This window comes from Agromyces sp. NPDC057679 (assembly GCF_042799635.1).
Classification (GTDB): domain Bacteria; phylum Actinomycetota; class Actinomycetes; order Actinomycetales; family Microbacteriaceae; genus Agromyces.
On the sequence record NZ_JBHVIK010000002.1, the window covers coordinates 448,005 to 467,940 of the forward strand.

At 71.5% G+C, this 19,936-nt stretch carries 22 protein-coding genes; 14 read left to right on the top strand and 8 right to left on the bottom strand.

The features are described from left to right. Positions 1-68 precede the first annotated feature (68 nt). A complete protein-coding gene (locus tag ACFVAJ_RS09000) occupies positions 69-1,940 on the top strand; it encodes an alkyl/aryl-sulfatase (RefSeq protein WP_376943263.1) in 1,872 nt (623 codons plus the stop codon). Positions 1,941-2,031: 91 nt separating this feature from the next. Here the strand turns inward: ACFVAJ_RS09000 and ACFVAJ_RS09005 are convergent, their stop codons facing one another. Next, complete coding sequence (locus ACFVAJ_RS09005) at positions 2,032-2,253, bottom strand: antitoxin (RefSeq protein ID WP_376943265.1); 222 nt, start codon at positions 2,251-2,253, stop codon at positions 2,032-2,034. A gap of 146 nt (positions 2,254-2,399) precedes the next feature. Between ACFVAJ_RS09005 and ACFVAJ_RS09010 the strand changes: the two genes are divergently transcribed. Further along, positions 2,400-3,035 carry a GNAT family N-acetyltransferase gene (locus ACFVAJ_RS09010; RefSeq protein ID WP_376943268.1) on the top strand — a complete coding sequence of 212 codons (636 nt, stop codon included), beginning with the start codon at positions 2,400-2,402 and terminating at the stop codon, positions 3,033-3,035. Between the two features lie 110 nt (positions 3,036-3,145). On the opposite strand, the gene ACFVAJ_RS09015 is transcribed toward ACFVAJ_RS09010, so the two are convergent. From ACFVAJ_RS09015 to ACFVAJ_RS09035, 5 genes are read right to left on the bottom strand one after another with little or no spacing between them, the layout of a single operon-like run. After that, positions 3,146-3,886, bottom strand: coding sequence for a TSUP family transporter (locus ACFVAJ_RS09015; protein ID WP_376943270.1), 741 nt, complete (start codon positions 3,884-3,886; stop codon positions 3,146-3,148). A 51-nt stretch (positions 3,887-3,937) separates the two neighbouring features. Beyond that, on the bottom strand, positions 3,938-5,404 hold the full coding sequence (locus tag ACFVAJ_RS09020) for a cation acetate symporter (RefSeq protein ID WP_376943272.1): 1,467 nt from the start codon (positions 5,402-5,404) through the stop codon (positions 3,938-3,940). After that, positions 5,401-5,784 (bottom strand): hypothetical protein, encoded by a 384-nt coding sequence (locus ACFVAJ_RS09025; protein ID WP_376943275.1) that lies wholly within the window; start codon positions 5,782-5,784, stop codon positions 5,401-5,403. Before ACFVAJ_RS09025 ends, ACFVAJ_RS09020 begins: the two co-directional genes overlap by 4 nt. After that, complete coding sequence (locus ACFVAJ_RS09030) at positions 5,781-6,536, bottom strand: LytR/AlgR family response regulator transcription factor (RefSeq protein WP_376943277.1); 756 nt, start codon at positions 6,534-6,536, stop codon at positions 5,781-5,783. The genes ACFVAJ_RS09025 and ACFVAJ_RS09030 overlap by 4 nt, the downstream gene beginning before the upstream one ends. Next, positions 6,533-7,723 (bottom strand): sensor histidine kinase, encoded by a 1,191-nt coding sequence (locus ACFVAJ_RS09035; RefSeq protein ID WP_376943280.1) that lies wholly within the window; start codon positions 7,721-7,723, stop codon positions 6,533-6,535. The genes ACFVAJ_RS09030 and ACFVAJ_RS09035 overlap by 4 nt, the downstream gene beginning before the upstream one ends. A gap of 224 nt (positions 7,724-7,947) precedes the next feature. Between ACFVAJ_RS09035 and ACFVAJ_RS09040 the strand changes: the two genes are divergently transcribed. Together ACFVAJ_RS09040 and ACFVAJ_RS09045 are read left to right on the top strand one after the other, a co-directional pair. Then, positions 7,948-8,319 (top strand): DUF485 domain-containing protein, encoded by a 372-nt coding sequence (locus ACFVAJ_RS09040; protein WP_376943283.1) that lies wholly within the window; start codon positions 7,948-7,950, stop codon positions 8,317-8,319. Then, positions 8,316-9,950, top strand: coding sequence for a cation acetate symporter (locus ACFVAJ_RS09045; RefSeq protein WP_376943285.1), 1,635 nt, complete (start codon positions 8,316-8,318; stop codon positions 9,948-9,950). Before ACFVAJ_RS09040 ends, ACFVAJ_RS09045 begins: the two co-directional genes overlap by 4 nt. A 129-nt stretch (positions 9,951-10,079) precedes the next feature. Here the strand turns inward: ACFVAJ_RS09045 and ACFVAJ_RS09050 are convergent, their stop codons facing one another. Both ACFVAJ_RS09050 and lpdA read right to left on the bottom strand, forming a co-directional pair. Further along, positions 10,080-10,283, bottom strand: coding sequence for a hypothetical protein (locus ACFVAJ_RS09050; RefSeq protein WP_376943288.1), 204 nt, complete (start codon positions 10,281-10,283; stop codon positions 10,080-10,082). A gap of 70 nt (positions 10,284-10,353) precedes the next feature. Continuing rightward, the gene (gene lpdA / locus ACFVAJ_RS09055) at positions 10,354-11,751 is read right to left on the bottom strand and encodes a dihydrolipoyl dehydrogenase (RefSeq protein ID WP_376943290.1); all 1,398 of its coding nucleotides are present in this window, start codon (positions 11,749-11,751) and stop codon (positions 10,354-10,356) included. Between the two features lie 206 nt (positions 11,752-11,957). Here lpdA and ACFVAJ_RS09060 point away from each other — a divergent pair, with 206 nt between their 5' ends. The 10 genes from ACFVAJ_RS09060 (at position 11,958) to ACFVAJ_RS09105 (ending at position 19,902) form a co-directional block, all read left to right on the top strand. Then, positions 11,958-12,887 carry a DMT family transporter gene (locus ACFVAJ_RS09060; RefSeq protein WP_376944617.1) on the top strand — a complete coding sequence of 310 codons (930 nt, stop codon included), beginning with the start codon at positions 11,958-11,960 and terminating at the stop codon, positions 12,885-12,887. A gap of 122 nt (positions 12,888-13,009) precedes the next feature. Further along, a complete protein-coding gene (locus ACFVAJ_RS09065; protein ID WP_376943292.1) occupies positions 13,010-13,378 on the top strand; it encodes a GntR family transcriptional regulator in 369 nt (122 codons plus the stop codon). Continuing rightward, on the top strand, positions 13,375-14,280 hold the full coding sequence (locus ACFVAJ_RS09070) for an ABC transporter ATP-binding protein (RefSeq protein ID WP_376943294.1): 906 nt from the start codon (positions 13,375-13,377) through the stop codon (positions 14,278-14,280). The genes ACFVAJ_RS09065 and ACFVAJ_RS09070 overlap by 4 nt, the downstream gene beginning before the upstream one ends. After that, the gene (locus tag ACFVAJ_RS09075; RefSeq protein ID WP_376943296.1) at positions 14,277-15,059 is read left to right on the top strand and encodes a hypothetical protein; all 783 of its coding nucleotides are present in this window, start codon (positions 14,277-14,279) and stop codon (positions 15,057-15,059) included. The genes ACFVAJ_RS09070 and ACFVAJ_RS09075 overlap by 4 nt, the downstream gene beginning before the upstream one ends. 94 nt (positions 15,060-15,153) lie before the next feature. Then, positions 15,154-15,906, top strand: a complete 753-nt coding sequence (locus ACFVAJ_RS09080; RefSeq protein ID WP_376943298.1) for an ABC transporter ATP-binding protein — start codon at positions 15,154-15,156, stop codon at positions 15,904-15,906. Beyond that, a complete protein-coding gene (locus ACFVAJ_RS09085; RefSeq protein ID WP_376943300.1) occupies positions 15,903-17,225 on the top strand; it encodes an FtsX-like permease family protein in 1,323 nt (440 codons plus the stop codon). The genes ACFVAJ_RS09080 and ACFVAJ_RS09085 overlap by 4 nt, the downstream gene beginning before the upstream one ends. A 106-nt stretch (positions 17,226-17,331) precedes the next feature. Further along, positions 17,332-17,667, top strand: a complete 336-nt coding sequence (locus tag ACFVAJ_RS09090) for a chorismate mutase (protein WP_376943302.1) — start codon at positions 17,332-17,334, stop codon at positions 17,665-17,667. Beyond that, positions 17,664-18,602: an SDR family NAD(P)-dependent oxidoreductase gene (locus ACFVAJ_RS09095; RefSeq protein ID WP_376943304.1), complete on the top strand. Its 939-nt coding sequence runs from the start codon at positions 17,664-17,666 to the stop codon at positions 18,600-18,602. The genes ACFVAJ_RS09090 and ACFVAJ_RS09095 overlap by 4 nt, the downstream gene beginning before the upstream one ends. After that, positions 18,599-18,793, top strand: a complete 195-nt coding sequence (locus tag ACFVAJ_RS09100) for a hypothetical protein (protein WP_376943306.1) — start codon at positions 18,599-18,601, stop codon at positions 18,791-18,793. Before ACFVAJ_RS09095 ends, ACFVAJ_RS09100 begins: the two co-directional genes overlap by 4 nt. Before the next feature lie 182 nt (positions 18,794-18,975). Beyond that, complete coding sequence (locus ACFVAJ_RS09105; RefSeq protein ID WP_376943308.1) at positions 18,976-19,902, top strand: phosphate/phosphite/phosphonate ABC transporter substrate-binding protein; 927 nt, start codon at positions 18,976-18,978, stop codon at positions 19,900-19,902. Positions 19,903-19,936: the final 34 nt, after the last annotated feature.

Genomic DNA, 19,936 nt, shown 5'->3' on the forward strand with positions numbered 1-19,936 from the left:
GCACGGAGCGAGCGCCCTGCGGGCCCGGCCTCCGTCGAGTGCCGAACGTCCCGTGAAAGGATCGGTGGATGACGCAGAACGATGCCACCGCAACGATCATCGCCCAGCAACGCGCACTGCTCGACGCGCTGCCGTTCGGGGACGCGCGCGACCTCGAGGCGGTCGAACGCGGCTTCCTCGGCACCCTCGCCGAGCCGGCGATCCGCAACGAGGCGGGCGAGGTCGTGTGGGACGCGAGCACCTACGACTTCCTGACGGGGGACGCGCCCGACACCGTGAACCCGAGCCTCTGGCGCCAGTCGAAGCTCGTCGCCAAGCACGGCCTGTTCGAGGTCGTGCCGGGCCTCTACCAGGTGCGCGGCCTGGATCTCTCGGTCATGTCGCTCGTCGAGGGCGACACGGGTGTCGTCGTCATCGACCCGCTCATCTCGAAGGAGACGGCGGCGGCCGCGGTCGCCCTCTACCGCGAGCACCGCGGCGACCGGCCGATCACGGCCGTGATCTACACGCACTCGCACATCGACCACTTCGGCGGGGTGCAGGGCATCGTCGACCAGGCTCAGGTCGACGCCGGCGAGGTGCAGGTCATCGCCCCCGAAGGGCTCGTCGACCACGCCGTCGCCGAGAACGTCTACGCCGGGACGGCGATGGGTCGCCGGGCGGGCTACATGTACGGCGCGGCTCTCCAGCGCGGTCCGAGGGGTGCCGTCGGCGCCGGTCTCGGCCAGACCACCTCGGTCGGCGAGGCGACGCTCATCGCCCCGACGCTCGAGATCACCACGACCGGTGAGACGCACACGGTCGACGGGCTCGAGATCGTGTTCCAGATGGCGCCGGGCACCGAGGCGCCGAGCGAGATGCACTTCTACTTCCCGAAGTACCGGGCGCTCAGCATGGCGGAGAACGCCACCCACACGCTGCACAACCTCCTGACCCTGCGCGGCGCCGTGGTGCGGGATCCCCATGTCTGGTCGCAGTACCTGACCGAGGCGATCGAGCGCTTCGGCGGCGACGTCGAGGTCGTGTTCACCTCGCACCACTGGCCGACCTGGGGCAACGCCGAGATCCACGACTTCCTCGGGATGCAGCGCGACCTCTACGGGTACCTGCACGACCAGACGCTGCGGATGCTCAACCAGGGCATGCAGGGTGCCGAGATCGCCGAGGCGATCCAGCTGCCGCCCGCCCTCGAGAACGCGTGGCACGCGCGCGGCTACTACGGCTCGGTCAGCCACAACGTGAAGGCGATCTACCAGCGATACATGGGCTGGTTCGACGGCAACCCCGCGCGCCTCTGGCCCCACCCGCCGGCCGAGCAGGCGACGCGCTACGTGGACGCGCTCGGCGGCATCGACCGCGTGCTCGAGCTCGCGCAGCGGGCGTACGACGACGGCGACTTCCGGTGGGCGGCGACGCTGCTCGACCACGCGGTCTTCGTCGACCAGGACGACCGGCGCGTGACCGCCCTCTACGCCGACACGCTCGAGCAGCTCGGGTACGGGTCGGAGAACGGCACCTGGCGCAACTTCTTCCTCTCGGGGGCGACCGAACTGCGCGAGGGCAACTTCGGCACCCCGACGGTGACGAACGCGCCGGCCATCCGGGCGCAGCTCTCGCCCGAGCAGCTCTTCGACGCGGTCGCCATCACGGTCGACGGGCCGCGCGCGTGGGATCTCTCGCTCGCCTTCGAGATCACGCTCACGGACCTCGACCGCAGCTTCCGCCTCACGCTCCGCAACGGCGTGCTCGTCTACGTCGAGAAGGCCCCGAGCGGCACCGCGCCGCTGCACCTCTCGCTGACGAAGCCGCGGCTGATCGCACTCGCGGCCGGCGACCTCGACTCCGACGGGCTCGACGTCGAGGGCGACCTCGGCGTGCTGCAGCAGCTGCTCGCGGTGCTCAGCCCCGGGGACTCGGCCTTCGAGATCGTGCTTCCCTGACCGGCTTCGCGACCGTGCCGCGCCCGAGCCCAGCGCTCCGGGCATGACGAAGGGGGCGGATGCCGATGCATCCGCCCCCTTCGTCTTCGCGCTACTTCTCGGTGCCGACGGCACCGTCGATGTTGCCGCGAACGTCGTCGATCTTGTCGTGGTGCTCTTCACCGACGACCTTCTTCGCCGCATCGCTGACGCCGTCGAGGATCTTGTCGCTGATGTCCTCGGCCTGCTCGCTGTTCAGCGCCTCGTCGATCTTGTCCTTGTTCTCCTCGATGAAGTCCTGTGCCTTCTTCGTGATGTCGTCCAGAGCGCCCATCGCCCCCCGCCTTTCGTGTCTGTTCGGTCGTGCTCTCGTCATCGTATGGGGCGGATGTCCCCTGCGGAAGGGGGACGGATCGAGCTCGCCACGTCCCGTCATCCGATCGTCGTTCGCGGGCCACCCGCACATGGCAGACTCGACGCGTGCCCGCGATCATTCCCGCCGAGACCGAACTCCGGGGGCGCTTCGTGCGCCTCACTTCGCTCGCCGTCGACGACTTCCCCGAGCTGCACGAGGCGCTCGCCAGGCCCGAGGTGTTCGCCGGCGGATTCGGCGGCGGCCCCGCCGGGCGGCCCGACGGGCGGTCGGCGTTCGACGACTGGGCGCAGGCGTACTACTTCGGCCGCGGCGGCGACGCCGCCCTGCCGTTCGCGGTGCGCCTCGAGGGCGGCCCCGACGCCGGGCGCATCGTCGGCGCGACGAAGCTCGCCGACTTCGACACCGCGAACGAGTCGACCCACATCGGCTGGACGGGCTACCACCCCGAGGTCTGGGGCACTGCGGTGAACCCCGAGACGAAGCTGCTGCTGCTCGACCTCGCCTTCTCGCACGGCTTCGGCCGGGTGAAGATCCAGGCGGACGCCGTGAACGCCCGTTCGCGCGCGGCCATCGAGAAGCTCGGTGCGAAGCTCGACGGCGTCATGCGCCGCGACAAGCGCCGCGCCGACGGCAGCTGGCGCGACAGCGCCGTCTACTCGGTGATCGTCGACGAGTGGCCCGAGGTGCGGGCCGGGCTCGAGGCTCGGCTCGCCCGTTTCGCGGCCGACGCGCGCGCGTAGCCCTGCGGGTTCGCGTGCGAGCCCAGTTTCGCGTCCGAGTCCCGTTTCGGTGTGCGAACCCCGTACGGGTCGGGTTCGGTCGCGGGGTCGGGTTCAGCGCGGGCGGGAGGTCACGACAGCAGGTCGATCGCGCCGTCGACGAGGGCGGCCGCGCCGCCGAGGTAGGCGATGACGATGACCGCGGCGCGTGCGGCACGATGGCCGACGCGCGGGGCGAGCCACTCGCCGGCGACGAGCCCGACGAGCAGCGCGCCGACGATGAACGGCCAGGCCCCGGCGTCGAGCGCCGGCCACGCCCAGCCCGTCGCCGCGAGCTTGCCCGTGAGCGCGGCCGCACCGATCGCCACGAAGTACGCCTGCGCCGTCGCCGCGAAGGCCGTCTGCGGCCAGCGGGTCGCGACGGCGTACACGCTGAGCGCGGGCCCGCCGACGCCGGCGGAGGCGTTCATGAAGCCCGAGGCGGTGCCCGCGATGATCGCCGGGGCGGGGCCGCTCGCCGTGTGCTCGGTCCGGGTCACGAGCAGCGTCACCGTGAGGGCGACGATCGCGAGCACGCCGACCCCGAGCTGCAGCACCGGGCCGGGCACGAGGGTCGCGACGAGGGCGCCGGCTGCGGTGCCGACGAACGCGGGGAGCACGAGCCACGTGAAACGGCGCCACTCGACGTCGCGCCACACCCGCGGCAGGATCAGCAGCGACGAGAGCACCGCGCAGAGGTTCACGACGATGACGCCGTCGAAGGGCCCCAGCAGGATCACGAGGGCGGGGGAGGCGATGAGCGCGAAGCCCATGCCGGTCACCCGCTGGGCCGCCGCGCCCACGAGCACGGAGACGGCGATGGCGAGGAGCACCGGGACAGCCTAGTTCAGCGCCGCCGTCACGCCGCCGTCGTGCCGTCCGATTCACGGCCGCTCGGGCACGTGCAGCCGACGGAGGTAGGCCTCGGTGCCGGTCGGGGCGCCGCGTCGGTCGAGCCGTGAGACGACGATCGTGACGAGCACGGCGATCGGCACCGTCCACGCGGCCGGCTGCTCGAGGAACGGGCGCAGTGCCGGCACCGCCGCACCGAGCGCCCCGCCCCCGAGGATCGCGGCGCCCGAGAGCGCCGCCCCGGTGAGCATGCCCGAGATCGCGCCGCGCGCGGTGAGTCCGCGCCACCAGATTCCGAGCACGAGCATCGGGCAGAGGGTCGACGCGGTGAAGGCGAAGACGAGGCCGACGCTGCCGGCGAGCCCGGCCGACTCCGTCGCGAGGGCGACGGCGAGGGGCACGACGGTCGAGACGACCGCGGCGATCCGGAAGCCGCGCACGCTGCCGCCCAGCAGGTCCTGGCTGATGACGCCCGCGAGCGAGACGACGAGCCCCGACGACGTCGAGAGGAACGCGGCGAACGCGCCCGCGATGACGAGCGCCGTCAGCAGCTCGCCGGCGAGGCCCGGCACGAGCCGATCGGGCAGCAGCAGGATGAGCGCGTCGGCGTCGCCCGGCGCCGCGAGGTCGGGGGCGAACGCCCGCCCGAGGAACCCGAAGGCGGTCGGGAACAGGTAGAAGACGCTGAGCAGCACGAGCACGATGACGGTCGTGCGGCGCGCGGCGACGCCGTCGGGGTTCGTGTAGAAGCGCACCAGCACGTGGGGGAGTCCGAGGGTGCCGAAGAGCAGCGCGACCATGAGCGACACGGTGCGGTACACCTCGAGGTCGCCGGGGCCCGCCTCGGGCGGGAACGCGGCGACCGGCGGCAGCTCGGCCGCGACATCCCCGCCGCCGACGACGAGGAGCAGGGCGATCACCGGCACCGCGAGCGCCGTGAGCTTCAGCCAGAACTGGAACGCCTGCACGAAGGTGATCGAGCGCATGCCGCCCGCCGCAACCACGACCGCGACGATCACCGCGACCGCGACCGACCCCGCCCACGCGGGCAGCCCCGTCGTGATGCGCACCGTGAGGGCCGCGCCCTGCAGCTGCGGCACGATGTAGAACCAGCCGACCACGATGACGAGGAGGCTCGTCACCCGCCGGGCCGCGAGCGACTCGAGGCGCGCCTCGGTGAAGTCGGGGATCGTGTACGCGCCGCTGCGCCGCAGGGGAGCGGCGACGAAGAGCAGCAGCATGAGGTATCCCGCCGTGTACCCGATGGGGAACCACAGCGCCGACGCACCCGTCAGCAGGATGAGCCCCGCGATGCCGAGGAACGACGCCGCCGACAGGTACTCGCCGCCGATCGCCGAGGCGTTCCACCACGGGCGCACCGTGCGGCTCGCGACGTAGAAGTCGCTCGTCGTGCGCGAGACCCGCAGGCCGTAGAAGCCGATGACCGCCGAGGCGAGCGCGACGGCGACGATCGCGGTGTAGCCGACGGCGGGGTTCACGAGTCCTCGTCCTCCGCCAGGGCGCGGTAGCGGGCCTCGTTGCGCGCGGCGGCCCGCACGTAGAGCACGCCGACGGTGATCGCGAGCGGGTAGACGCCGAAGCCGAGCAGCAGCCACGAGGCCGGCACCCCGAGCACGAAGGTGCGGTCGAGGTCGGGCACGAGGGCGATCGCGACGACGTACAGCACGGTGGCGACCACGAAGCCGGCCGCGACGGTGAGCGCCAACCGCAGCTGCGAGCGGATGAGCGAGCGCACGTAGACGCCCTGCACGTCGCTCGGCTCGCGCCGCCCGGGCCGGCCGGCCGGCCGGGCGGATGCCTCGCCCGCGCCCCGGCGCGGCGCGGTCACCCGCACCCGCTGCGGCCGCTCCTCGCTCATGGCCGCGCCCGCAGCGTCGCCTGCTCGAGCCGGTCGCGCAGCCCGGGCAGCAGCCGCCGGCTCACGGGCAGCTCGGCCTGGCCGACCACGACGCTCGGATGGTCGGCGCCGAGCCGCACCCGCGAGACGTGCGCGAGCGACACGAGGTACGAGCGGTGCACCCTGACGAAGCCCGCCTCGGCCCACTGCCGCTCGAGGTCGGCCATCGGCACGCGCACGAGGTAGCTCGCCTCCTCGGTGTGCAGGCGCGCGTAGTCGCCCTGCGCCTGCACGTAGCGCACGTCGTCGCGGCGGATCATGCGGGTCGTGCCGCCGAGCGTCACCGCGATCATCTCGGGCGGTGCGGATGCCTCGGGCGCGCCCCGGCCCGCGGCGCTCGCGCTCGCCGCAGCGATCGCCTCGACCACCCGCCCGATCGAGCGGTGCAGCCGCTCGGTGCGCACGGGCTTCAGGAGGTAGTCGACGGCGGCGAGGTCGAAGGCCTCGAGCGCCCCCTCTTCGTCGGCGGTGACGAAGACGAGCACCGGGCGGTGCTCGAACCGGCCGAGGGCGCGCGCGAGGTCGAAGCCCGTGAGCCCGGGCATGTGGATGTCGAGGAACGCCGCGTCGACCGGCTCGCGGGTGAGCAGGCGGATCGCCTCGGCGCCGGACGACGCCTGGTGGATGACGCCGATGCGCGGGTCCTGGCGGAGCAGGAACGCCAGCTCGTCGATGGCCGGCTGCTCGTCATCGGCGATGAGCACGGAGATCATGGGGTGATCCTCCCATCTCGGCGGGGGCCCGCCTTCGGCACGCGCATCCGCACGAGCGTGCCGGCGCCGAGGTTCGTCTCGACCACGAGCCCGTGCTCCTCGCCGTACACCTGGCGGAGTCGCGCATCGACGTTGCGGAGGCCGACGTGCTCGCCGCTCGCGGTGCCGCCCGCGAGCGCGAGGGCCAGCGTCTCGGGGTCGATGCCCACGCCGTCGTCCTCGACGCTGAGCTCGGCGAAGGCGCCCGAGTCGGACGCCTCGATCGTGATGCGCCCGCCGCCCTCCTTCGACTCGAGCCCGTGCCGCACCGCGTTCTCGACGAGCGGCTGGATCGAGAGGAACGGCACCACCGTCGAGAGCACCTCGGGGGCGATCTGCAGGGTCACCTTCAGCCGGTCGCCGAAGCGGGCGCGTTCGAGCTTCAGGTAGCTGTCGATCGAGCGCAGCTCCTCCGCGACGGTCGTGAAGTCGCCGTGGCGCCGGAACGAGTAGCGGGTGAAGTCGGCGAACTCGAGCACGAGCTCTCGGGCCTTCTGCGGGTCGGTGTTGATGAACGAGGCGATGGCGTTGAGCGAGTTGTAGATGAAGTGCGGGCTGATCTGGGCCCGGAGCGCACGCACCTCGGCCTCGGCGAGGGCGGCGCGCGAGGCATCCAGCTCGCCCAGCTCGACCTGCGCGGCCACCCAGTCGGCGACCTCCCCGGTGGCGCGCACGAGCCCGGCCCGAACCGGCGAGGCGAAGGCGACGATCGCGCCGACCGGCCCCGTGCCGCCGACGATGGGCGCGGCGACGGCGTCGGTCTCCCACGCGCCGACGGGGATGCGGCGCTGCACCTGGGCCCGGCCGCCGGCCAGCACCTCGGCGACGAGCCGCTCGGCGACCTGCCGCACGGCGTCGTCGCCGTCGATCGCGATGGTGCCCGCACGGTCGGCGATCGCGAGGCTGTCGGCGCCGAGGAGGGCGCGCAGGTGCTTGCCCGCGCGCTGCGCATCGGGGCCGTCGATGCCGCCGCGCAGGTGCTTCGCCGCCCTCGAGGCGAGGTGCAGCGTCTGGTACGTGGCCTGTTCGGCGTCGGTGCCGAGCTCCTTCGACGCGAGCACCAGCCGGCGGAGGAAGAGCACGAGCCCGACCGCGAGCGCCCCGCCGACCGCGCCGAGGACGGCGGCGAGCAGCATCGACTCGGGCATGGAGGCCAGCGTAATCGCTCGGCCGCCGGGCCACCCGTCGCTCGTCGAACCCGCTCCGCCGTTCGTCGCACGGTCGATGCCGTTCGGCGACGACGAACGGCGACCGCCCCACGCGGCGGGCGGGGCGTACGAGAGTGGGCGCACGCAACGCAGCGAAGGCGACTCCCGCCGACGCCCGGTGCAGATCACCCCCGAAGGAAGATCACCCCGATGAAGGAGACGCCATGGGCAACGACGCCCTGAGCGCGGAGAACGAGACGGCCAGGCCCGTCGACTACCGCGCGGTGCAACAATCCCCCGAGTTCCAGCAGCTGCGTTCGAGGCACCGGAGGTTCGTCTTCCCGGTGCTCGGTGCGTGCCTCGCCTGGTATCTCGCCTACGTGCTGCTCGCGAGCTACGCGCACGACTTCATGTCCACGCCCGTCTGGGGCAACGTGAACGTCGCGATGCTGCTCGGCCTGGCGCAGGTCGTCACGACCTTCGCCGTCACCACCTGGTACGTCAGCTACGCCAACCGCCGCCTCGACCCGCTCGCCGGTGAGATCCGCGACGAGATCGAGACCGCCCAGTTCGCTCCCGAGGGGGTGGCCCGATGAGCCTCGACACCATCGTGCGCGCGGCGGACGCCGCCCCGGCCGCCGCCCCCGGCGAGCCCTGGCTCAACATCGCGATCTTCGGCGCCTTCGTCGCGATCACGATGATCATCGTGTTCCGCGCGAGCCGCAACAACAAGACCGCCGCCGACTACTACGCCGCCGGCCGCTCGTTCACCGGCGGCCAGAACGGCTCGGCGATCGCGGGCGACTACCTCTCCGCGGCGTCGTTCCTCGGCATCGTCGGCGCGATCGCGATCACCGGGTACGACGGGTTCCTCTACTCGATCGGGTTCCTCGTGGCGTGGCTCGTCGCGCTGCTGCTCGTCGCCGAGCTGCTGCGCAACACCGGCAAGTTCACGATGGCCGACGTGCTCTCGTTCCGGTTGAAGCAGAAGCCGGTGCGCATCGCCGCCGCGACGACGACGCTCGTCGTCTGCTTCTTCTACCTGCTCGCCCAGATGGCCGGCGCCGGCGGGCTCGTCTCGCTGCTGCTCGGCATCGGCGACCAGGTCGGCCAGGCGGTCGTCATCACCGTCGTCGGCGCGCTCATGATCCTCTACGTGCTCATCGGCGGCATGAAGGGCACCACCTGGGTGCAGATCATCAAGGCGATCCTGCTCATCGCGGGCGCCGGCGTGATGACGGTCTGGGTGCTCGCGCTCAACGGGTTCAACTTCTCGACCCTGCTCGAGAACGCGGTCGCGACCGCAGGCAACCCCGAGATCCTGAACCCGGGCCTGAAGTACGGCGTCTCCGACATCGCGAAGGTCGACTTCCTCTCGCTGGGTCTCGCGCTGGTGCTCGGCACCGCGGCGCTGCCGCACGTGCTCATGCGGTTCTACACGGTGCCCACCGCGAAGGAGGCCCGCAAGTCGGTCGTCTGGGCGATCTGGCTCATCGGCATCTTCTACGTGTTCACGCTCGTCCTCGGCTACGGCGCCGCCGCCCTCGTGGGCGCCGACGTCATCGCCGCGGCCCCCGGCGGCCCGAACTCGGCGGCCCCGCTGCTCGCGTTCGAGCTCGGCGGCCCGCTGCTGCTCGGCCTGATCTCGGCGATCGCGTTCGCGACGATCCTCGCGGTCGTCGCCGGCCTCACGATCACGGCGGCGGCCTCCTTCGCGCACGACATCTACGCGTCGGTCGTGAAGAAGGGCAAGCCCGAGGCCGGCGCCGAGGTGAAGGTCGCGCGCCGCACGGTCGTGATCATCGGCATCGTGGCGATCATCGGCGGCATCGGGGCGAACGGACAGAACGTCGCGTTCCTCGTGGCGCTCGCCTTCGCGGTCGCGGCCTCGGCCAACCTGCCGACGATCGTGTACTCGCTCTTCTGGAAGCGCTTCACCACGAAGGGCGCCCTCTGGAGCATGTACGGCGGCCTCGCCTCGGCGATCCTGCTGATCATCTTCTCGCCGGTCGTCTCGGGCTCCGAGACGTCGATGCTGAAGACCGAGGCGATCGACTTCGCGTTCTTCCCGCTGTCGAACCCCGGCATCGTCTCGATCCCGCTCGCCTTCTTCCTCGGCTGGCTCGGCACGGTGCTCGACAAGGGCAAGGAGGACCCCCTCAAGCAGTCCGAGATGGAGGTTCGCTCGCTCACCGGCGTCGGCGCCGAGAAGGCGTCGCAGCACTAGGGTTCCGGCGGCGGGTGGGGGCCCGCCGCCGGGCAGCACTCGACACGGCGGCACCGCCTGTCCCAACCGTGTCGAAACCGATCGGGCGGATGCCCCGGGGTCAGCCCCGAGGCATCCGCCCGCTTCGGTTCACGAAGGCGAGCCGCGGCGGCGCAGGCGGGCGATCGCCCAGCCGATGAGGCCGAGCCCCACGGCGGCGACGAGCGCGCCGATGATCAACCAGAGCGTCGAGCCGGACATCACGGAGCCCGGCAGCAGTCCGAGGCCCTGAAACAGCCAGACGCCGCCGATGACGGTCAGCAGCGCGCCGACGATGACGATGAGCCAGTTCATGGGTTCCGCCTTTCACTCGTGCAGTGCGCCGGTCTCGATACGACGCTTCGCGCCGACTCGACCGACCGCACTACATGTTGATCATGTGCCCCGCGAGGCCGTGGAAGGCCTCCTGCAGCGCCTCCGACAGGGTGGGGTGGGTGTGCACGTTGCGGGCCAGCTCGAGCGCGCCGAGGTCCCACTTCTGGGCGAGCGTGAGCTCGGGCAGCAGCTCCGAGACGTCGGGTCCGATGAGGTGGCCGCCGAGGAGTTCGAGGTGCTTCGCATCGGCGACGAGCTTCACGAAGCCGACCGGGTCGCCGAGGCCGTTCGCCTTGCCGTTCGCGGTGAACGGGAACTTGGCGACGACCACGTCGTAGCCCTCGTCACGGGCCTGCTGCTCGGTGAGTCCGAAGCTCGCGACCTGCGGCGAGCAGAACGTCGCGCGCGGCATCATCCGGTAGTCGCCGAGCTCCATGGTCTCGGCGTCGCCGATGGTCTCAGCCGCGACGACGCCCTGCGCCTCGGCCACGTGCGCGAGCATGAGCTTCGCGGTCACGTCGCCGATGGCGTAGATGTGCGGCACGTTCGTGCGCATCCGCTCGTCGATGGCGATCGCGCCGCGCTCGGTGAGCTCGACGCCCGCGTTCTCGAGCCCGAAGCCCTCGACATTCGGGGCGAAGCCGACCGAGATGAGCGCCTTGTCGGCGACGAGCGAGCCCGGCTGCCCGTCGGCGCCGGTGTATGACACGGTGACCGAGGTGCCGTCGTCGACGACCTGCTCGACCTTCGTCGACGACAGGATCGGGACGCCGAGGTTGCGGTACTGCCGGGTGATCTCCTTCGAGACCTCCACGTCTTCGTTGGGCAGCGCCCGGTCGAGGAACTCGATGACGGTGACCTCGACGCCGTAGTTGCGCAGCACGTAGGCGAACTCCATGCCGATGGCGCCGGCGCCGACGATCGCGATCGAACGGGGCAGGTCGCGGGTGAGGATCTGCGTCTCATAGGTGACGACGTTCTGCGAGAGCTGCACGCCGGGCAGGAGCCGCACGCGGGAGCCGGTCGCGATGATCGCATTTCGGAACGTCACCGTCTCGACCGAGCCGTCGGCCTTCGCCACGTCGATCGTGTTCGCGTCGCGGAACGACCCGCGCCCGTCGAACTCGGTGATGCCGTTCTTCTTCATCAGGAAGTGCACGCCCTTGACGTGCTTCTCCGAGACCTGGCGGCTGCGGTCGAACGCGGCGCCGAAGTCGAAGTGCACGTCGCCCGAGATGCCGAAGGTCGCGGCCTGGTCGTGGAAGATGTGCGCGAGCTCGGCGTTGCGCAGCAGCGCCTTCGAGGGGATGCAGCCGACGTTGAGGCACACGCCGCCCCAGTACCGCTCCTCGATGACCGCGACCTTCAGGCCGAGTTGTGCGGCGCGGATCGCGGCGACGTAGCCGCCGGGGCCCGCGCCGAGGACGACGACGTCGAATTCGCTCATGGGCGTCAGCATATGCCTGTGCGCGGCCGGTTTCGAGGGCGGCGGGATGTCGCGCCCTGCCGTTCTTCGGCGGATTCCGGACACCGAGTTCCCAGACGGTTCCGGGCGGGGGAGCGCCGCCGTAGCCTCGGTGGGTGAGCAGCACCGAGCAGATCGAAGCCCCCGCCGCGGCATCCGGGGCATCCGCGTCGCCGACCCCGAAGCGGCTGTCGACGTGGCTGCAGTTCCTCGCGATGGGGCTCGTGTGGGGTGCCAGCTTCCTCTTCATGAAGGTCGCGCTCGACGGGGTGTCGTTCGGGCAGGTCGCGTGGTCGCGCACCCTGCTCGGCGCGCTCGCGCTCGGGGCCATCGTGCTCGTGACGCGGCCGCGCGTGACGGCTCCCGACGGCACGCCGGGGCCGGTGCTGCCCCGCGAACCCGCGGTGTGGGGGCACTTCCTCGTGGTGTCGCTCACGACCTGCGTGATCCCGTACCTGTGCTTCGCGTGGGCAGAGCAGTACGTGTCGTCGAGCCTCGCCTCGATCTACAACGCGACGACCCCGATCATGACGGCGCTCATGGCGACGCTCGTGTTCCGGGTCGAGCGGCTCGGGCTCAGCCGTTGGGCGGGCGTCGGCGTCGGCATCCTCGGGGTGCTCGTCGTGATCGGCCCGTGGCAGATCACGGCGCTCACCGGCAGTGTCGCGGGCCAGCTCGCCTGCCTCGTCGCGACCGCCTGCTACGGCTTCACCTTCGGGTACCAGCGGCGGTTCCTGAGCGGCCGCCCGATCGCGCCGGCGACGTTCGCCTTCCTCTCGATCGGGGTGTCGGCCGTCGTCATGCTCGCGCTGACGCCCGTGGTCGCGATCGGCCCGGTCGAGCTCGACTGGCCCATCGCGCTGTCGCTCGTCGCGCTCGGCGTGCTCGGCACCGGACTCGCCTACATCTGGAACATCAACGTGCTGCGCGCGTGGGGACCGACCGGCACCTCGACGGTGACCTACGTGACGCCGGTCGTCGGGGTCGCACTCGGGGTGGTGCTCCTCGGCGAGCGCTTCTCGTGGCACGAGCCGCTCGGCGCGGCGCTCGTGCTCGTCGGCATCCTGCTGACGCAGGGGCGGCTGCGGTTCGGTCGGCGCCGCCGGGCGGGCGCGTAGCGCGTTCAGGCCTACTCGACCGACTGGGGGTTGACATCTGCGCGCAAGGGTGGTTGGTTAGTTGGTGAAGTAACTAACCAACTTGCGAAGCACTCGCATCGTCGCACCAGAGATAGGCGGGCATGGACGACTCGCGGCCGATCTTCATCCAGATCGCGGAACAGCTCGAGAACGACATCATCGACGGGGCGCTGCCCGAGGGGTCGCAGATCCCGTCGATCAACGAGTTCGCCGCGTTCCTCAGGGTGAACCCGGCAACAGCACTGAAGGGGGTGGGTCGTCTTGTCGACGACGGATTCGTGGAGAAGCGACGGGGGATCGGCATGTTCGTGACCGTCGGCGCCCGCGATCGCCTCATCGAACGGCGGCGGGCCGAGTTCAGCGCCCAGTACCTCAGACCACTCCTCGTCGAGGCCGACAAGCTCGGCATCGACGTCGCCGACCTGGCGGGCATGCTCGCCGCACTCAGATCCGAGAGGACCGCATCATGACCACCACCGTGGCCCGGGTATCCGGACTCACGAAGCGCTACGGCGACTTCACCGCCATCGACGGCATCGACTTCGCGCTCGAGGAGAACCGCATCTACGGGCTCCTCGGCCGCAACGGCGCCGGCAAGACCACGATCATGCAGCTGCTCACCGGGCAGCTCTTCCCGAACGGCGGCGAGATCGAGGTCTTCGGGCGAACCCCGGCCGAGCACGCCGACGTGCTGCGACGCCTCTGCTTCATCGCCGAGTCGCAGCGCTACCCCGAGGACTTCGGCCCCAGGCACGTCTTCAAGGCCGCGCCGTGGTTCTTCGAGAACTGGGACCAGGAGTTCGCCGACCGGCTCGTCGCCGACTTCCGGCTCCCGCTCAAGCGCCCCATCAAGAAGCTCAGCCGAGGGCAGCTCTCGGCGGTCGGCGTCATCGTCGGTCTCGCCTCCCGGGCGCCGCTCACCTTCTTCGACGAGCCGTACCTGGGTCTCGACGCGGTCGCGCGCCACATCTTCTACGACCGGCTGCTCGAGGACTACGTCGCGCACCCCCGCACGATCGTGCTCTCGACGCACCTGATCGACGAGGTCGCGAACCTGCTCGAGCACGTCATCCTGATCGACCAGGGCCGGATCCTCCTCGACCGCGATGCCGACGAGGTGCGCGGCTCGGCGACGACGATCGCGGGCGCACGTGCGGCCGTCGAGCAGTTCGTCGCCGATCGCCCGGTGATCGGGCGCGAGGGGCTCGGCGGGCTCGCCTCCGTCACCATCGACGGGCGGCTCGACCAGGCCGAGCGCGTGCGTGCGGCCGAGCTCGGGCTTGAGCTCGCACCCGTGTCGCTCCAGCAGCTCATCGTCCATCTCACCGGCACCGACCTCGCCGGTTCGACCGAACAGGAGGCCGCAGCATGACCACCGTCACCACCACCGCCGGCACCGCCGAACGCGAGGCCGCCGTGCCGAGCCGGGTCCGAGTCGGCGAGATCTGGCGCATCGTGCGTTTGCTCGCGGTGAATCCCTCGATCTTCTTCGGCATCCCCTGGCTCATCCTCGGCGCAGCCTGGGCCGTCACGATGGTCATCGCGCTCATCATCCAGGGCGCGGGCGCTTCCGCCGCCGACATGCAGGAGGGGTTCCGCTACAGCTGGGCGGTGCTCTCGCCGCAGTGGTACCTCGTGGCCGTCGGCGTGCAGGCCGTCGCCTTCACCTTCTCGTTCGCACTCGGCTTCGGTTCGACGCGTCGCGACTACTGGCTCGGCCTGAGTGCGATGTTCGTGTTCGTCGCCGCCGAGATGGCCGTCGCGATCGCGACCCTCGTGCAGCTCGAGAAGGCGACCGGCGGCTGGTGGATCGGCGCCGGCATGTTCGACACGCTCTGGTACGGGCAGTCGGGGTGGGCGTTCGACTTCTTCACCACCTTCTCGCTGCAGCTGTTCGTGCTGTTCGTCGGCGCCGGTGCGACGACGGTGTACATGCGCTGGCGGGTGCGCGGCATGATGATCCTCTTCTTCAGCTTCGTCGCCCTGGTGCTCGCCCTCATCGCCGGGTTCACCTTCACGAACTCGTGGCCGGCGGTGATGAGCTGGTTCGCCGCCATCGGCCTGCTCGGCGTGTTCACCCTGACGCTCGTCGCCGCGCTCGTCGCCGCCGTCGCGGGGTTCCTGGTCATCCGGCGGGCCACGCCCCGGTGATGATCACGGGTCATTCGGGGGGATGACCCCGTCGGGCGGGAGATACCTCTCCCGCCCGACGCGTGCGCGGTACCTGCCCCGGCAGGCTCGAAGCATGAGTTCCTTCGTGCTCGAGGCATCCGGCCTCGTCAAGTCCTTCGGCCAGACGCACGCGCTCGCGGGCGTCGACCTCCGCGTCCGCACCGGCGAGTCGCTCGCCATCATGGGAGCCTCGGGCTCGGGTAAGACGACGCTGCTGCACTGCCTCGCCGGCATCGTTCGTCCTGACGCCGGCACCGTGTCGTTCCAGTCGGGCGCGGGTCGCGTCGAGGTCACGGGCCTCGGCGAGCGCGAGCGCTCGCGCCTCCGTCGTGAGGCCTTCGGTTTCGTGTTCCAGCAGGGGCTGCTGATCCCCGAGCTCACCGCGGTCGAGAACGTCGCGCTCGCGCTGATGCTGAACGGGATGCCTCGCGCCCGGGCCGAGGAGTACGGCCGCGGCTGGCTCGCCGCCCTGGGGCTCGCGGGCATGGAGGACCGCCGCATCGGGCAGCTCTCGGGCGGTCAGGCGCAGCGCGTCGCCATCGCGCGGGCGCAGGTCACCGGTGCAGCCGTGGTGTTCGCCGACGAGCCCACCGGCGCGCTCGACTCGACCACCTCGGCCGAGGTGATGCGGGCGCTGCTCGACTCGACCACCGGCCAGGGCCGCACGCTCGTCGTCGTCACGCACGATGCGGACGTCGCCGGGCTCTGCTCCCGCATCGTCGACATGCGCGACGGGCGCATCGTCGGCGAGCGGGTGCCCGCGGGCGCCGGCGCGGTCGCGACCGCGGCGGCGACTGCGCCCGAGCCCGCGGAGGCCGGCGCGTGATCGCCCGCGTCGCCTGGCTGCTCGCCCGACCGGGGACCGGAGGCCTCGCACCGCTCGCGCTGCCGGTGACGGCCTTCGCCATCGTCACGGCGCTGCTGCTCACCGTGCTCGGCGGCGCCCAGTCGTTCTGGAGCTGGACCGACGACATGGGTGTGACCTACCAGGCGCTCGCGGTGATCGCGCTCGTGCTGCTCGTCGTGCCCCTCGCCTCGCTCGGCGGCGCCGCAGCACGGCTCTCGGCCCGTCGCCGCGATGACCGGCTCGCGACCCTGCGACTGCTCGGTGCGACGCCCGCCGCAGTGTCCGCCCTCGCGGTGCTCGAATCGGTCGTGCTGGCGGTCGTCGGCGCCCTCGCGGGGGTCGTGCTCTACTTCCTGCTCGTGCCGCTCATCGCGCTCATCCCGTTCCGCGGCGAGCCGCTCGGCGGCGACGGCGTGCTGCTCGGGGTGCCGGCGCTCGCCGGGGTGGTCGCCGGCGTCGCACTGCTCGCCGCCGCGAGCGCGGTGCTCGGGCTCCGACAGGTCGTCATCTCGCCGCTCGGCGTACGGACGAAGCAGGATGCACCGAAGCTGCACTGGGTGCGCATCGTCGCGGGTCTCGCGGTCATCGCGGTCGCGTTCCTCATGATGAGCGCACTGCAGGTCGCCGGCTCGATGATGGCCATCTTCGCGATGCTCGGCGCGGCGTTCGGCGGCACGCTCGCCGTGCTGAACCTCATCGGGCCGTGGGTGATCCGCCTCGTCGCGCAGTCGCAGGCCCGTCGCGCGAAGACGCCCCAGCGACTGCTGGCCGCCCGCACCGTGCTCGAGTCGCCGAAGGCGGCCTGGCGGCAGGTCTCGGGCGTCGCGATGACGAGCTTCATGGCCGTCTTCGCGGGCACCGGCATCGCGCTGCTCGGCTCCTTCGGCGAGGCCGCCGACACCGAGTCGATGCTGCTGTTCGCCGACATCCGCACTGGCATCCTCATCACCGTCGTCGGCTCGTTCCTCATGGTCGCCTGCTCGGTCGGCGTGAACCAGGCGGCGGGCATCCTCGACCGGGCGGAGATCTCCCGGTCGCTCGGGATGCTCGGCATGCCGACCCCGACGATGGAGGCCGCGCGGCGCCGAGCGGTCATGTCGCCCCTGCGCATCACCGCGATCGGCTCGGCGGTGACGGCGGCCGTCGTGATGCTGCCGCTCACCGGGATCACGATCATCGTCGCCCCGCTCTCGCTCGCGGTCATCGCGGCCGTGCTCGCCGGCGGGATCGGCGTGGTCTGGCTCGGCCTCCTCGCGACGAAGCCGATGCTCGACCGGGCCGCGGCCGTGACATCCTGACCCCCGCTGCTTCTGCAGAGAACGGACGCGAGACGCGGTGTCGGCCGACCATGGCGACCGATCTCCTGCAGAAGCAGCAGGCCGGGCGCGCGGGTACGCTCGAAGCATGACCAACCCGCCCGCCTTCGACGACCGCGACGCTGCGATGAGCGAACTGCTCGGCATCCGCTCGAGCATCGACAACATCGACGCGGCGCTCATCCACCTGCTCGCCGAACGCTTCAAGTTCACGCAGCAGGTGGGCCGGCTGAAGGCGAAGCACGGACTGCCGCCGAGCGATCCGGGCCGGGAGCAGCGGCAGATCGCCCGGCTGCGGGCGCTCGCGATCGACGCCCACCTCGACCCCGCCTTCGCCGAGAAGTGGTTCAACTTCGTCGTCGCCGAGGTGATCCAGCACCACGAAGAGCTCGCCAACGGCGGCGGCACCGCCGGCGAACTGTGAGCCGGCCCGCCCGCCGGGGCTGGTACCCGCTCGAGCTGCCCTCGCAGGCGGGCAAGCGGTACCTCGTCACGGGGGCCAACGCCGGGCTCGGCTTCTTCACCGCCGCCCGGCTCGCCGGCGCCGGCGCGCACGTGGTGCTCAGCGGGCGCAGCCCCGAGCGGCTCGAGGCCGCGATGGCCGCGATCCGCGGCGCGCGCCCCGAGGCATCCATCGAACCGATCGTGATCGACCAGGCCTCGCTCGACTCGGTGCGGGCCGGGGTCGCACGGCTGCGGCATCGCCCGGCCTTCGACGGCGTCGTGACGAATGCCGGCATGGTGCACACGCCCGGCGAGCGGCTCGAGTCGCCCGACGGCAACGAGCTCGTGCTCGCGACGAACGTGCTCGGCCACTTCGCGCTGCTCGCGGGGCTCCTGCCGCATCTCGCGCCGGGCGCCCGCGTCGTCGCGCTCGGCTCGCTCTCGAGCCGGCTGTCGACGTTCCGCGTCGACGACCTCCAGCTCGAACGCGGCTACGACTTCTGGCGCGCCTACGCGCAGTCGAAGATCGCGACGCAGGTCTTCGCCTTCGAACTCGACCGGCGGCTGCGGTCGGCGGGCAGCAGCGTGTCGAGCCTCGTGGCGCACCCGGGCTACTCGATCAGCGGACGCACCCCCCGCGTGCCCGGCGTGAACGAGCCGAGCGCGGGCAGTCGCTTCGCCGATGCGCTCCAGGCGGCCTGGGCCCAGGGCAAGCACCGCGGCGCCGAGATCACGCTGCACGCGCTCACCGCGCCCGAGGCCCACGGCGGCCAGTTCTGGGGGCCACGGTGGTCGACGAAGGGCGACCCGACGCTGCAGACGCCCACGCGCACCTCGACGGACCCCGAGGTCGGGGCCCGCTTCTGGTCGTTCGCCGAAGCGGCGACGGGCACCGCGTTCCCGGTCGCGGCATGAACGAGCCGGCCGGGCGCCCGCGGCTCTTCGCCCGGCCCGGGTTCCGGCGCGTCCTCGCGCGCGTCGTCGTCGTGATCGGCATCGTGCTGGCGTTGATCGGCGTCGTCACCGCCCGCTACGGCTGGCTCTTCGCGGGCATCGTCGCCGTCGGTCTCGGCGCCGCGATGGGCCCCGGTCGCATCCGGCGCTAGGTCCGCTCGACGGCCCGGCTCGGCCCGCTCCGCCCGGCCGACGAGCCTCGCGCGCACGCGCCGCGCGGGGTTCACCTTCCGGTAACCGTGCCGCCCCCGGGTGTTGGCGGCCGCTGCCTACGTTGAGCCATCGGAACACAGCATGCGCCTGCACCGGGCGCAGCGGTCACGAAAGGTTTCCGATGAAGCTCAGCACCAAGACCTGGCCCGCGCTCGCCGCGGCCGCCATGCTCGCCGTCGGCCTCGCGGCCTGCGCGTCGCCGTCCGCGGCCGACGACGCCGCGGCGGGCGACTCGGGCGCGAAGTTCGCGGTCGACGAGAACACCCTCGTCTTCGGCGTCGTGCCCGACTCGGTCGACACCGAGACGAACTACCAGCCGCTCATGGACTACATCGCCGCCGAGACCGGCAAGACCGTCGAGTACCACGAGTCGACCGACTACGCCGCCCTCATCGAGGCCGCGGTCGCGGGCAAGATCGACGTCGCGAGCTTCTCGGGCTTCACCTACGTCACGGCGACGAACAACGGCGCCGCGATCACCCCGATCTCCTCGATCATCACCGAGGAGGGCCAGGAGCCCGGCTACTACTCGCAGGCGATCGTGCCCAAGGGCTCCGGCATCACCGACCTCGCCGGCTTCGCGGGCAAGAAGGTCTGCTTCGTCGACCCGTCGTCGACCTCGGGCTACCTGTTCCCGAGCTACAACCTGCTGAACGAGGGCATCGACCCGAAGACCGACGTCACCCCGGTGTTCGCGGGCAAGCACGACGTCTCGGTCACGAAGACCGGCGAGGGCGTCGAGTGCGAGGCGGGCTTCGCCGAGGACAGCGAGGTCGCCAAGAGCGACAAGGTCGAGGTCGTCGCCGAGACCATGGTGCCGGGTGCGCCGATCGTCGTCTCGGACACGCTCCCCGAGGAGCTCAAGGCCCAGCTGACCGAGATCCTCGGCGAGGTCACGATCGACCAGATCATCGAGTCGGGCGTGGAGTCGGCCGACAGCGACGCCTTCCGCAGCGTGTTCTACGCGACGCTGCCGGTCGACGACGAGTACTACGACACCATCCGCGACATCTGCGAGAAGACCGAAGCGGAGCAGTGCCAGGGCTGAGCCCCCGGTACTGAACGCGCACGGACCACGGAAC